We start from the raw sequence: 13,037 nt of genomic DNA on the forward strand, positions 1-13,037 counted from the left end.
CGGCGAGTCGTCCGCTTCCGGCCAGTCGTCCGCTCCCAGCGAGTCGCGCGTTCCCGGCGAGGTCGCCGGTCACAGGCCGTACTCCTGCCAGCGGCGGTCGACCAGCGCGGCGGTGTCCGGGTCGGACTCGACCATGGCGGGCCAGCCGCCGTCGCGGACGTACCCCTCCTCCGGCCACTTGCGCGTCGCGTCGATACCCGCCTTGCCGCCCCAGAACTGCTGGTAGGAGGCGTGGTCAAGATGGTCGACCGGGCCTTCGACCACGGTCAGATCGCGGGCGTAGTCGGTGTTGCCGAGCGCCCGCCACGACACCTCGTGCAGATCGTGCACATCGCAGTCGGCGTCCACCACCACGATCAGCTTGGTCAGCGACATCATGTGCGCGCCCCAGATCGCGGACATCACCTTCTGCGCGTGCTTGGGGTACTTCTTGTCGATCGAGACGATCGCGCAGTTGTGGAAGCCGCCCGACTCCGGCAGGTGGTAGTCCACGATGTCCGGCACGATGATCTTGAGCAGCGGGAGGAAGAAACGCTCCGTCGCGCGGCCCAGCGGACCGTCCTCGGTCGGCGGGCGGCCCACCACGATCGACTGGAGCAGCGGACGCCGGCGCATCGTCACACAGTCGATGGTGAGCGCGGGGAACGGCTCCTGGGGCGTGTAGAAGCCGGTGTGGTCGCCGAAGGGGCCCTCCGGGAGCATCACCCCGGGCTCCAGCCAGCCCTCCAGCACGACCTCCGCCTGCGCGGGGACCTGGAGCGGGACCGTCTTGCAGTCGACCATCTCGATCCGCTTGCCCTGGATGAAGCCGGCGAAGAGGTACTCGTCGATGTCGCCGGGCAGCGGTGCGGTGGAGGCGTACGTCACGGCCGGCGGAGCGCCGAACGCGATCGCCACCGGCAGCCGTTCACCGCGCCGGGCCGCGACCTGGTAGTGGTTGCGGCTGTCCTTGTGGATCTGCCAGTGCATCCCGATGGTGCGCCGGTCGTGGCGCTGGAGCCGGTACAGGCCCAGATTCCGTACGCCCGACTCCGGGTCTTTCGTATGCGTGAGCCCCAGATTGAAGAAGGAGCCGCCGTCCTCGGGCCAGGTGAACAGCGCGGGCAACTGGTCCAGATCGACCTGGTCGCCGCGGAGCACCACCTCCTGCACGGGGGCGTCCTTCACCTTCTTCGGCGGGACGTGCACCATCGAGCCGAGTTTGCCGAACGCCTCGCGCACGCCGACGAAACCATGCGGAAGCTCCGGCTTGAGGAGTCCGCCGATCTTCTCGCTGATCTCGGAGTAGGAGGAGAGGCCGAGTGCTTTGAGAAGACGCCGGTCGGTGCCGAAGACATTCATCGCCAGCGGCATCGCCGAGCCGCGCACATTCTCGAAGAGAAGGGCCGGGCCACCGGCTTTGTTCACCCTGTCGACGATCTCCCCGACCTCCAGGTACGGATCGACCTCTGCCTTGATGCGCTTCAGGTCTCCCTCGCGCTCCAGGGCTCTGAGCAGGGAGCGAAGATCGTCGTAAGCCATGCGCTCCAGTATCCGGTACCGGTTACCCTGGCCGCGTCACCGGGGCCCGCCAGCGGGCCCTCCCACCTCTCTCTGGGGGACCGTAAGACCATGCTCAGGTATCTGCCCTTTCTGCTGGTCCTGGCGCTGTGGATCTACGCATTCATCGACTGCCTGAACACTCCCGAGAACGAGGTCAGGAATCTGCCGAAGGTGGCGTGGGTCATCATCGTGCTGCTCTTCGGACAGGTGCTGCTGGGTCCGGTCGCCTGGTTCATCGCGGGCCGTCCGCGCAAGGCGATCGCCTACGGCGGCGGACGCGGCGGCGGCTGGGTGGCCCCGGACGACAATCCGGAGTTTCTCAAGTCGCTGAAGGACGAGAAGAAGAAGAAAGACGACGAAGAGGCGTGACGGTGAGAAGGGGCGTGTCCCGCCGGCCGGACCGGCGGGACACGCCCCTTCTTCATGCGCTGCGTGCGTCTGCTCTTCTTGCGCCGCGTGCGTCTGCTTACGCGTACGAGTGCAGACCGTCCACGAAGATATTGACGCCGTAGTAGTTGAACAGCCAGCACGCGAAGGCGATCAGCGCCAGCACCGCCGCCTTGCGGCCCTTCCACCCCGCGGTCGCCCGCGCGTGCAGATAACAGGCGTAGGCGGCCCAGGTGATGAAGGACCAGACCTCCTTCGGGTCCCAGCCCCAGTAACGGCCCCAGGCGTCGCCCGCCCAGATCGCGCCCGCGATGATCGTGAACGTCCAGAGCGGGAAGATCGCCGCGTTGACGCGGTACGCGAACTTGTCCAGCGACGCCGCCGACGGCAGCCTGTCCAGCACCGAGGTGGCGAAGGCGCCGGGCTGGTCGCCGCGCGCGAGCTTGCTCTCGTAGGAGTCCCGGAACAGATAGAGCAGGGTGCCGACCGCGCCGAGGTAGAACACCGCGCCACAGAAGATCGCGGTGGAGACATGGATCCACAGCCAGTACGAGTCCAGCGCCGGAACCAGCTGGTCGCTGGCGGTGTAGAGCCAGGTGGTGGCCACACCGAGATCGGCGAGCACGGTTCCGACGAGCGGCAGGCCCAGCCAGCGGACCTTCTTCTTGGCGGCCAGCAGTACGAGGTAGGCGCCCACCAGCACCGAGGAGAAGGTGATGGAGAACTCGTACATATTGCCCCAGGGGGCCCGCTGTACGGAGAGCGCGCGGGTGAGCACGCCGCCCGCGTGGACGGCGAACGCCAGCACGGTGAGGGAGATCGCGATCCGCCCGTACAGATCGCCCTGGACCGTGCCGCCCGCCGCGCCCGGACCGTCCGGGACATCGCGGGTCCCGGGCGCGGAGCGGGTGACGACCTTGGGCTTCTCCAGGACGGCGGTGCCGCCCTGCTTGCCCCGGACCTGGACGGTGACCGCCGCGGCGGGGGCGGTTCCGGTCAGCGCGGCGGCCGTGCGGCCCACCTTGCTGCGGCTGCCGAGGACCCACTCCGCGATATGCGCGAGGAAGGCGAGGGTGTACACGGCCATCGCCGAGTAGATCAGTATGTTGCTGATCTCGGCGAGATTCTCGTTGGTTGCGGCGGCGAGAGTCACTTCTCAGCCCCTTCGGCAGAGACTTCCACAGGATCGCTTCGATCGTCGGAGTCGTTCGGTGGTCCGGACGCGGCGGGCGGTTCGGATATGGCCGGCGGTTCGGGCGCGGTCGGCGTCCGCTCGTGGAGCGTGAGCGCCAGATCGGCCAGCTCCTCGGGCAGCTTCGGCGACTCGCTGCGGCCGAGCCCCGCCATCTCGACGACCGTCACACCGTCGTCGCCCCGTACGGCCCGCACCCAGACGCGGCGGCGCTGGATGAAGAGCGAGCCCACCAGACCGGCGACCGCGGCCACCGCGCCGGCCAGCGCCCAGCCGTTGCCGGGGGACTGGGAGATCTGGAAGCTGGCCCACTCCTTGATCTCCTTCTCGAAGGTGATCGAGCCGGCGCCGTCGGGGAGCTTCATGGTCTCGCCCTGAAGCAGCCGCTCGGCCAGCGGATCGCCCTTCTCGTCCTTGAACTGCTTCATCTCGGTGGTGTCGAGCTGATACACGTTCTGCGGCAGCCCCGAGTCGACGCCCAGCGACCCGGTGTAGCCGGTCAGCGCCAGCACCGGGAAGTCCGGGGCCGGGAAGGTGGAGAACATGTTGCCGTTGCCGTGACCGGCGAAGGTCGGGACGAAGAACGCCTTGAAGCCCAGCTGGGTCTTCTTGCCGTTCTTGTCGCGGTAGCCGTCCATCACCTTGATCGAGCCCTGTGAGGTGATGTTGGCGTCGATCGGCAGCAGCGGCACGGCTCCGCTGAAGACGACCTTGCCCTTGCCGTCGCGGACGGTGACCACGGGCGCGTAGCCGTGGGCGAGCAGATAGACCTTGGTGCCGTCGACGACCAGGGGCTTGTTGACCTCGATGACGGACTTCTGGTCCTTGCCGCCCGGCTGGGACCAGGTGACCGCGGCCTCGAAGGTGCGGGGGGTGCCGCGCTGCGGGCCGTTCGTCTCGTAGGTGCCGGTGAACTCGTCCAGCATGAAGGTGAACGGCACCAGATCGTCGGTGTCGTAGAGCGAGCCGGAGCGGAAGTCGTCGTAATGCGTGAGCGTATTGGAGAACCCGTCGCCCTCGACGATCAGCTTTCCGCCCTCGGACTTGAAGAGCTGGCCGACGGCGAACGCCACCAGCATCACGATCAGCGCGACATGGAAGATCAGGTTCCCGACTTCGCGGAGATAGCCCTTCTCCGCGGAGACCGCGTCCTTGACGGTATGGGCGCGGAACCGGCGGCGCTTGAGCAGCGCGAGCGCGGCCTCACGCACCTCCTCGGGTGCGGCCTCCGTACGCCAGGTGGTGTACGCGGGCATCCGGCCGAGGCGGCCGGGCGCGGCCGGCGGCCGGCTGCGGAGCTGGCCGACGAACTGCCAGGTGCGCGGGACGATACAGCCGATGAGGGAGACGAACAGCAGGATGTAGATCGCCGAGAACCAGACCGAGCTGTAGACGTCGAACAGCTGGAGCTTCTCGAAGAGCGGGGTCCAGCTCTCGTTCTTCTCCTGCCAGGCCCGCACCTTGAGGTCGTCGACGCTGTTCTGCGGGATCAGCGAGCCGGGGACGGCGGCCAGCGCGAGCATCAGCAGCAGGATCAGCGCGACCCGCATGGAGGTGAGCTGCCGCCAGAACCAGCGGGCCCAGCCGATGACGCCGAGGACGGGGCCGCCGGTCAGCTCCTCCTGGGGGGCGGTGGAGAGGCTGCTCCCGGTCTCGGCGGACGCCGCACCGGTATCGGCCTGCGCCGACGCCGCCTCGGTCCCGCTCCCGGTCTGCGCCGCACCGGCCTCGGTCTCGGCTTCGTTCCCGGCCTCGGCCTGCGCGGTCCCGGCCCGGGTCTCCCCGGTCCCCGTCGTCCCGCTCGTCTCTGTCGTGCTCATCGGGTCAGATCCCCACCGTGAAGTCGTTGGACCAGCTCTGCGTCTGCTGCACCAGGACGTCCCAGGCCCCGGTCAGCAGCAGCACTCCGGTCACGATCATCATGATGCCGCCGATCCGCATCACCCAGACGTAATGGCGCTTGACCCACGCGAACGCGCCGAGTGCCTTGCGGAAGGCCACGGCGGCCAGGATGAGAGGAAGCCCCAGACCCAGGCAGTACGCGACCGTCAGTATGGCCCCGCGGCCCGCGCTCCCCTGTTCGGCGGAGAGGGTCAGCACGGCGGCGAGCGTCGGGCCCATGCACGGGGTCCAGCCGATGCCGAAGAGCGCGCCCAGCACCGGCGCGCCCGCCAGCCCGACCGCCGGCTTCTTGTGGAAGCGGAACTCGCGCCGGTTGAGCCAGGGCATCGCGCCCATGAAGAAGAGCCCCATCAGCACCATCAGCACGCCGAGAACCTTGGAGAGGGTCTCCTGCTGATTGATCAGATCGCCGCCGAAGTAGCCGAAGAGCGCTCCGCCCGAGACGAAGACGGCGGTGAAGCCGAGGACGAAGAGGGAGGCTCCGAGGACCATCCGGCCGCGCTTGGCCTCCGCCAGATCGGTGCCGGAGACCCCGGTGACATAGGAGAGATAGCCGGGCACGAGCGGCAGCACACACGGGGAGAAGAAGGAGACGAGGCCGCCCAGCAGAGCGATCGGCAGTGCGAGGGCGAGCGCCCCGTTGAGCACGGTGTCGTTGTATCCCTGCGCCAGCGTGGTCATGGCGGGGGAATACATCATCCCGTCGGGCGCGGCGAAAGCGGCCACGGTCGGTACGGATGCCACCGGGTCACTTCTCCGCGATCAGGGGGTCGATCATCTTACGGAGCTGTTCCTCGTTCAGCGCCATCAGCGAACGGGCCGCGATCTTTCCCTCCCGGTCGAGAACGACCGTGGAGGGAATGGCCTGGGGCGCCAGGGTGCCCTTGGGGAATCCATTGACGATCAGCTTGCCCGCCGGGTCGTACAGGCTCGGATACTCGACCCCGTAGTCCTTCTCGAAGGCGATGGCCGGGCCCTTGTTCTGGTCGCGGGTGTTGATGCCGACGAACTCGACGCCCTTCGGCTTCAGCTCGTTGGAGACCTTGACGAAATGTGGCGCCTCGGCCCGGCAGGGCGGGCACCATGATCCCCAGACGTTCATCACGACGATCTTGCCCTTGAGATCGGCGACGTCGAGCTGCTTTCCGTCCAGGGTCTCCCCGGCGAGCTTGCCGGTGTCCCGGCGCTGGCCCGCCTCGACGGTGGAGATGCCGCCGGTGTCGGTCACGAAGTTGCTGGTGCCCTTGCTCGCGGAGTCGTTGCCCCCGCCGCAGGCGGACAGGACGAGCCCGCCGGCCGCGGTCACGGCGGTCAGCAGGGCAGCGCGAGATGCACGGCTAAGGCTCATGTGAAAAGTTTCGCATGGCGGTTCCGGCGATCTTCCGCGCCCCCCTCGCTGCCCGTAAGACCCGCTTCGGCCCGTTGTCAAGCGGCCTTAAGGAAGGTCTTCCAGCCGCCCACGGGCGACTGGCCCACATCCAGGGCGCGGAGCCTGGCGAGCACCTTCGGATCCTGTACGTCCAGCCAGTCGCAGAACTGGCGGAAGGAGACCAGCCGTACATCCTTCTTCCCGGCCATTCTCTTGACGGCCTCCTCCACGGCGTCCATGTATATACCGCCGTTCCACTGCTCGAAATGATTCCCTATGAAGAGGGGGGCGCGATTGGTCTCATACGCCCGGCGGAAACCCTCCAGATACGCCCCGGTGGCCTGCTTCCGCCAGCCCGGATGGTTCGCGGGCGGGGCCTGGGTCGAATTCTGGGACTGATTGACCAGGATGTTGTAGTCCATCGAGAGAACCTCGAAGGAGCGCCCGGGGAACGGGATCTGCTGAAGCGGGAGGTCCCACAGGCCCAGCCGTTTACCGGGCCAGACCTGACGGCCGCCGGGCGAGCTGGCGTCATAGCGCCAGCCGAGCTTCTTCGCGGTGGGCAGCAGCCGGTCCTGTCCCAGCAGACAGGGGGTGCGCCCGCCGATGAGCTCCTCGCGGTAGTCGAAGGGCAGCGGGTCGAGGTCCTGCCAGCCGCCGTTCGTACGCCACTTCATGACGAACGACATCGCCTGCTCGATCTCGTTCTCCCAGTCGGCGGAGGTCCAGTTGCCGACCGATCCGGCGCCCGCGCAGAAATGCCCGTTGAAGTGGGTGCCTATCTCATGGCCCGCGAGCCATGCCCGGCGCACGCAGGCGAGGGTGTCCTTGATGTGGCCGTCGGTGAGATAGCCGATGTCGGACGCGCCGACGGGGTTGTTCGGCGGGCGGTAGAGGGACTTCTTCGACTCGGGGAGCAGATAGACCCCGGAGAGGAAGAAGGTCATCGCCGCGTTGTGCTCGTCGGCGAGATCGAGAAAGCGCGGGAAGAGTCCGTTGCCGACCTCTCCGGCGCCGTCCCAGGAGAAGATCACGAATTGCGGCGGGGTCTGCCCGGGTTCCAGCGGCTCGGGCGCGGGCGGCTGATTCGGCTGCTTTCCGGTGTGGGCGGTGGAGCCGTCGCCTATGAGCCGGACCTGTTCCCGGGAGAGCTGAGCGCCGTCTCCCGGTCCCTTTTCCGGCGTCTTCCCGCCCGCGCCGTCACCGCTCTTCTCGTGCTTTGCGTCACCGGAGCCGCAGCCCGTGATTCCCATGGCGGCTGCGGCTCCGATTCCGGCTCCGAGCAGACTCCTGCGGCTGATGTCCCGCATACCGTTCCCATCCCGGACGCTCTCCCGCACGACAGCGTCCGTAGCACCCCGTCAAAAGCACCGGTCGCACACCGGCCGTGGGTTCAGAGGGAACGGATAAGGCGGAGGTTCCACTGCTCGCGCCTTCAATGGAAACAATGACGGAAATCGCAGTGGACGATTACACCGCGTTTACGCGCCGAATGCCTTGGATTTCCCCTTCACCGGCTTGGCGCCGGCGAGAAGGTGCGGCGGCACAAGATCGCGCGCGGGCTCGGAGTATCCGACCGAGACGATGCGGTCGTCCTCGTAGGTGAAGGTGGTCAGCGACGCCAGCGTGCACTGCCGGCGGCGCGGGTCGTGCCAGAGCCGGCGGCGCTCGATGAAGCTCCGCACGATCCAGATCGGCAGCTGATGGCTGACCAGAACGGCCTCGTGGCCGACGGCGGCGTCCCGGGCGGAGCCGAGCGCGCCCATCATCCGCACCACCTGTTCGATATAGGGCTCGCCCCAGGAGGGACGGAACGGGTTGGTCAGATGCCGCCAGTTGCCGGGCCTGCGCAGCGCGCCGTCGCCGACGCCGAAGGTCTTGCCCTCGAAGACATTGCCCGCCTCGATCAGCCGGTCGTCGGTGCCGAGGGGCAGGCCATGGCTCTGGGCGACGGGCTCGGCGGTCTCCTGGGCGCGCTCCAGCGGGGAGGCGGTCACATGGGTGACGTCCCGGCCCGCGAGGTACTCCGCGACCCGGTCGGCCATCTCCCGGCCGAGCTCGGAGAGGTGATATCCGGCGCGGCGGCCGTACAGCACCCCGTCGGGGTTGTGGACCTCGCCGTGCCGCACCAGATGGACGACCGTCCTGACCGGGGCCGGGGTGTTCGCGGTCATGCCGTGGCCTCCGCGGCGGCACGGGCGGCGGCGGGCAGGGCGGCGGCGATCCGCTCGATGGCACGGGCGTCATGCGCCGTGGAGACGAACCAGGACTCGAAGGCGGACGGCGGGAGGTAGACGCCCTGCGCGAGCATCGAGTGGAAGAAGGCATTGAAGCGGAACGCCTCCTGCCGCTTGGCCCCCTCGTAGTCGATGACCTCGTCGGCCGTGAAGAAGACGGAGAACATATTGCTCGCCGTCTGGAGCCGGTGCGTCACCCCCTCCTCGGTGAGGGCGGCGGTGACCAGGCGCTGGATCTCGGCGGAGACGGCGTCGACCGTGTCGTACGCGGCGTCGTCCAGGAGCCGCAGCTGAGCCAGGCCCGCGGCGGTGGCGACCGGGTTCCCGGAGAGGGTACCCGCCTGGTAGACGGGGCCGGCCGGGGCGAGGCGGCCCATCACATCCGCGCGCCCGCCGAACGCGGCGGCGGGGAAGCCACCGCCCATGACCTTGCCGAAGGTCATCAGATCGGGCTCGACGCCGTCGACTCCGTACCAGCCGGCCCGGCTGGTACGGAAGCCGGTCATGACCTCGTCGGAGATATAGAGCGCGCCATTCTCCCGGCACAGGTCCTTGAGCCCCTGGTTGAAGCCGGGCAGCGGCGGGACGACGCCCATGTTGCCCGGCGACGCCTCGGTGATCACACAGGCGATGTCGCCGGGGTGCGCGGCGAAGGCCCGGCGCACCGCTTCGAGGTCGTTGTACGGCAGCACCACCGTCTCGCCCGCCTGGGCGCCGGTGACACCGGGGGTGTCGGGCAGCCCGAAGGTGGCGACGCCGGAGCCGGCGGCGGCGAGCAGGGCGTCCACATGGCCGTGGTAGCAGCCGGCGAACTTCACGACCTTGGTGCGCCCGGTGAAGCCGCGGGCGAGCCGGATCGCGGACATGGTCGCCTCGGTGCCGCTGGAGACCAGCCGTACCTGCTCGACGGGCGCGATACGGGCCACGATCTCCTCGGCGAGGGCGACCTCGCCCTCACCGGGCGTGCCGAAGGAGGTCCCGCGGGCGACGGCGGCCTGCACGGCCTCCAGCACGGCCGGATGGGAGTGGCCGAGAATCATAGGCCCCCACGAGCAGACGAGGTCGACGTATTCGCGTCCGTCCGCGTCGGTGAGGTACGGGCCGGTGCCGGACACCATGAACCGGGGCGTGCCGCCCACGGCACGGAAGGCCCGCACGGGAGAGTTGACGCCGCCGGGCGTCACAACGGACGCGCGGTCGAAGAGCGCCTGCGAAACTGGGGCTTCGTATGAATACGCCACTTTGGTCCTGATCTGCGATGGAGGTGTTCGGGCGGCCGGGGCAGATGATCTCGGCCACGGGTGAGCGAGAAGCGTGATCTCGTCGTCTGACGGAACGGCGTCACCCTCCTCGCATCTGCGAAACTGGGGCGACACAGGGAAGGCTCACGGAATCCATGGTGTCAGAGGCCACGGTGTTCCTCGCGGACAGGTGTTTCACCAGGCTCCGGCGGGGGAGGTCACTGACACGATGATCGGGTTGCGCGGCGGGGGCTGCGAGTGGTCGGGTGGAGATATGTATCGCGGTGGCGGACTGGGCGAGGGGACCGACGACCTGGGTCCTGAGCCTGCCCGGCGGGGCAAGCACCGACGGGGCGACGCGGGCGCGAACGGGGAAGCCATGGGAGGCAGGAACGCCCGCATGGGGGTGACCTACAAGTATTTCGGCGCGCCCAATGGCGCGACGGCCGCGCGGGTTCCGATCTCGATGCGCCCGGAAGAGCTCGGCGGGGACGAGCTGGGCATGGGCGGCCTGTTCACGAAGATCAAGCCGGAGACCATAGCCGCCATGGTGCTCATGGGCATCCAGGGCCTGCCGCTGAACAAGGTGCCGCCGCTGGAGCTGGTGGTGCTGCACCCGGACTACGCGGTGGTGAAGCTGCCGATGACCGTGGTGGACCCGCTGCGGGACGTCGGCGAGGAGTCGGTGGGCGCGGCGGCCTTCATCTGGTCGACGGTCCCGGACCGGGGCGGCCCGAGGGACGCGTTCAACGTCTACCGGCTGCTCCACGAGTGGCAGGACTTCAGCCTGCGCCTCCATGAGGCGGGGCACCAGCCCTACTGCCTGGTGTGGCCGTAGCCGCCCGGGGGGCCGGGATCAGTGACTCCAGGTGACTGTCAGACCCGCCGCCTAGAGTGCCGGAATGGAGATCAGAGCATCGGCGGTAGGCATCGAGCCGTGGTCCGAGGACGATTTCGAGCTGCTCCGCGCGGTGAACGCGCCGGAGTTGATGACCCATCTCGGCGGCCCCGAGCCGGAGGAGAAGCTGATCGCGCGCCATCGGCGCTATGTCGATCTGAGCGCCGACCGGACCGGCAAGGGCCGGATGTACCGCGTGGTGACGGCGGACACCGGCGAGAAGGCGGGCGCCGTCGGCTTCTGGGACACGCTCTGGCGTGACCAGCCGGTGTACGAGACGGGCTGGACGATCCTGCCGGAGTTCCACGGCCGGGGCCTCGCCACGGCGGCGGCGCTCGCGGTGATCGCCGCCGCCCGCGCCAAGGGCGGACACCGCTATCTGCACGCCTTCCCGAAAGCGGCGAACCTCCCGTCGAACGGCGTGTGCAGAAAGGCCGGCTTCGAGCTGATGGGCGAGTGCGACATCGAGTACCCGCCCGGGAACCCGATCCTTGCGCACGACTGGCGCTTCGATCTGCGGGCGATACCGCACCCCTGACCCCGAAGGGGACCCAGCCGGAACACGGATGCTTTCCGCGGCGCCCGGTGACATCCTGACGGCGTGAACGGACCGGAAATCCATCTCGATGTAGCCCCTGAGCTGCGTCTCTTCATCCCCTCCGAGCGCCGCCGGGGGCATACCGCCCTGACGGTCGACGGCTCGTCGTCGCTCGGCCATGTCATCGAGTCGCTGGGCGTCCCGCTCACCGAGGCGGGCCGGCTGCTCGTCGACGGACGGGAGGTGGCGGTCTCCCATGTCCCGCGCGACGGGGAGCGCGTGGAGGTGTACGGGATCGAACGGCCCCAGCGGGTCCCGGGAGCCCCGCTGCGCTTCCTGCTCGACGTCCATCTGGGCACCCTGGCCCGGCGGCTGCGGCTGCTGGGCGTGGACGCGGCGTACGAGAGCGAGGACATCGGCGACCCGGCACTCGCGGCGCTCTCCGCTCGGGAACGGCGGGTGCTGCTCTCCCGGGACCGGGGGCTGCTGCGCCGCCGGGAGATCTGGGCCGGCGGATACGTCTACAGCGACAAGCCGGATGACCAGCTGCGCGATGTACTGGAGCGCTTCGCGCCCGCGCTCGCGCCCTGGACCCGCTGCACGGCCTGCAACGGCCCCCTGCGGGACGCCGACAAGGACACGGTCGAGGACCAGCTGGAGCAGGGCACCCAGCGTACGTACGACGTGTTCGCCCAGTGCACGGAGTGCGGCCGGGTGTACTGGCGGGGCGCACACCACGCCCGGCTGGAGGCGATCGTCACCGCCGCCCTCCGGGAATTCGGCGACCCGGCGGCCTGACGACCATGGACGGGTGGGGCCCGTTCAGTGCCTGCGTAGTGGGTATGGCGTGCGGGTGGCTGGCTGCCGCTGCCACCACAGACCACGGCAGGCAGTGGGCTTGAGGCCGAAGAACACCCCGCACTGTGCGCACCAGGGCAACCCGGTCTCAGGGTCAGTGGTGCAGCCGATCGCACAGTGGGGGCATTCCATGGGACCTACTCTCAGGCGCTCAGGTCGTACTCTCCGGCCTTCACAGCGGCCGTCAGGTCCGTCCACTGCGCCGCCGTCATCGTGACGATGGTGTCCGGCTGGTCGCTGTCACGCAACGCGACGATGCCGGGGACGTTGGTCGCGACCTCGGGACAGTTGTTCACGCGGGCGTCCCGGCAAGCGGCCGTCTTGATGAAGGCGAATTCCGGCTCTCGCGTCATGGTGTGATCCCTTCGACAGAACGAACGGGGAAGCGGTCCCCGCGCCGGTTTCTTGCTGACCCGCCCGGCTGTCGCCCCTCACGCAGACAGCCGGACGGGGTTTGGCCCGCCCCTGCCGGAATCCTTCGAGCTCGGGGGAAGCCTGATCAGGTGTCCGGCAGGGACGGAGTCTGTGGTGGTGGTTCTGTGTCGTTGGGTTATCGGCGCAAGGTTGATTCGGTGTCGGCGGCGCGGTGTTGTCGCCAGAGGGCCATGGCCTGGGCGTGTGTGCGGAGGGGTACGCCCCAGGTGATGAACTGGTTCGTGAGCCAGGCGTCGAGCACGCCGTAGGCGCGGGCGATGGACGCCAGGGACTCTTCCTCGGCGTACCGCTTGATCACCGTGTCCTTGTCGGCGAGGACGCGTTCCCGGGCGGCTGCCCGGTCCACCGGCTGAGCGTGGGGCACTGTGGCTGTCTCCTTCTTTCTCTGCGGGGTGGTGCCCGCCCCCGGTCGCCGAGTCGTCAGGCGACCGGGGGCGG

The 13,037-nt window shown here is 68.9% G+C and carries 14 protein-coding genes; 4 read left to right on the plus strand and 10 right to left on the minus strand.

The window, feature by feature from the left end; genetic code table 11:
• Positions 1–69: 69 nt before the first annotated feature.
• Complete coding sequence (locus FF041_RS19025) at positions 70–1,521, minus strand: menaquinone biosynthesis decarboxylase (protein ID WP_153523920.1); 1,452 nt, start codon at positions 1,519–1,521, stop codon at positions 70–72.
• 90 nt (positions 1,522–1,611) lie between these two features.
• On the opposite strand from FF041_RS19025, the gene FF041_RS19030 reads away from it, so the two are divergent.
• A complete protein-coding gene (locus FF041_RS19030; RefSeq protein ID WP_153523921.1) occupies positions 1,612–1,911 on the plus strand; it encodes a PLD nuclease N-terminal domain-containing protein in 300 nt (99 codons plus the stop codon).
• A gap of 97 nt (positions 1,912–2,008) precedes the next feature.
• Here the strand turns inward: FF041_RS19030 and ccsB are convergent, their stop codons facing one another.
• The 7 genes from ccsB to hemL all read right to left on the minus strand — a co-directional run bounded on the left by ccsB (position 2,009) and on the right by hemL (position 9,870).
• A complete protein-coding gene (ccsB, locus tag FF041_RS19035; RefSeq protein WP_323392139.1) occupies positions 2,009–3,082 on the minus strand; it encodes a c-type cytochrome biogenesis protein CcsB in 1,074 nt (357 codons plus the stop codon).
• Positions 3,079–4,941 (minus strand): cytochrome c biogenesis protein ResB, encoded by a 1,863-nt coding sequence (resB, locus tag FF041_RS19040; protein WP_194292087.1) that lies wholly within the window; start codon positions 4,939–4,941, stop codon positions 3,079–3,081. The genes ccsB and resB overlap by 4 nt, the downstream gene beginning before the upstream one ends.
• 4 nt (positions 4,942–4,945) lie before the next feature.
• Entirely contained in the window at positions 4,946–5,722 is a 777-nt protein-coding gene (locus tag FF041_RS19045) for a cytochrome c biogenesis CcdA family protein (RefSeq protein ID WP_407698173.1), read from the minus strand.
• 49 nt (positions 5,723–5,771) lie between these two features.
• Positions 5,772–6,371 carry a TlpA family protein disulfide reductase gene (locus tag FF041_RS19050; protein ID WP_153485475.1) on the minus strand — a complete coding sequence of 200 codons (600 nt, stop codon included), beginning with the start codon at positions 6,369–6,371 and terminating at the stop codon, positions 5,772–5,774.
• 77 nt (positions 6,372–6,448) lie between these two features.
• Complete coding sequence (locus FF041_RS19055) at positions 6,449–7,702, minus strand: polysaccharide deacetylase family protein (RefSeq protein WP_153523922.1); 1,254 nt, start codon at positions 7,700–7,702, stop codon at positions 6,449–6,451.
• A 171-nt stretch (positions 7,703–7,873) separates the two neighbouring features.
• Positions 7,874–8,566: a histidine phosphatase family protein gene (locus FF041_RS19060; protein WP_153523923.1), complete on the minus strand. Its 693-nt coding sequence runs from the start codon at positions 8,564–8,566 to the stop codon at positions 7,874–7,876.
• Complete coding sequence (gene hemL, locus FF041_RS19065) at positions 8,563–9,870, minus strand: glutamate-1-semialdehyde 2,1-aminomutase (RefSeq protein ID WP_323392141.1); 1,308 nt, start codon at positions 9,868–9,870, stop codon at positions 8,563–8,565. Before hemL ends, FF041_RS19060 begins: the two co-directional genes overlap by 4 nt.
• Positions 9,871–10,144: 274 nt before the next feature.
• On the opposite strand from hemL, the gene FF041_RS19070 reads away from it, so the two are divergent.
• The 3 genes from FF041_RS19070 (at position 10,145) to FF041_RS19080 (ending at position 12,104) form a co-directional block, all read left to right on the plus strand.
• The gene (locus tag FF041_RS19070) at positions 10,145–10,708 is read left to right on the plus strand and encodes a hypothetical protein (protein ID WP_194292092.1); all 564 of its coding nucleotides are present in this window, start codon (positions 10,145–10,147) and stop codon (positions 10,706–10,708) included.
• Positions 10,709–10,772: 64 nt separating this feature from the next.
• Positions 10,773–11,306 carry a GNAT family N-acetyltransferase gene (locus tag FF041_RS19075; protein ID WP_153523925.1) on the plus strand — a complete coding sequence of 178 codons (534 nt, stop codon included), beginning with the start codon at positions 10,773–10,775 and terminating at the stop codon, positions 11,304–11,306.
• 63 nt (positions 11,307–11,369) lie between these two features.
• A complete protein-coding gene (locus tag FF041_RS19080; protein WP_323392143.1) occupies positions 11,370–12,104 on the plus strand; it encodes a Mut7-C RNAse domain-containing protein in 735 nt (244 codons plus the stop codon).
• A gap of 203 nt (positions 12,105–12,307) precedes the next feature.
• On the opposite strand, the gene FF041_RS19085 is transcribed toward FF041_RS19080, so the two are convergent.
• Both FF041_RS19085 and FF041_RS19090 read right to left on the minus strand, forming a co-directional pair.
• Complete coding sequence (locus FF041_RS19085; protein ID WP_153523926.1) at positions 12,308–12,517, minus strand: DUF397 domain-containing protein; 210 nt, start codon at positions 12,515–12,517, stop codon at positions 12,308–12,310.
• 197 nt (positions 12,518–12,714) lie between these two features.
• Positions 12,715–12,963 carry a hypothetical protein gene (locus FF041_RS19090; RefSeq protein WP_153523927.1) on the minus strand — a complete coding sequence of 83 codons (249 nt, stop codon included), beginning with the start codon at positions 12,961–12,963 and terminating at the stop codon, positions 12,715–12,717.
• Between the last annotated feature and the right edge of the window lie 74 nt (positions 12,964–13,037).

Source organism: Streptomyces jumonjinensis (assembly GCF_009600885.1).
Lineage (GTDB): Bacteria > Actinomycetota > Actinomycetes > Streptomycetales > Streptomycetaceae > Streptomyces > Streptomyces jumonjinensis.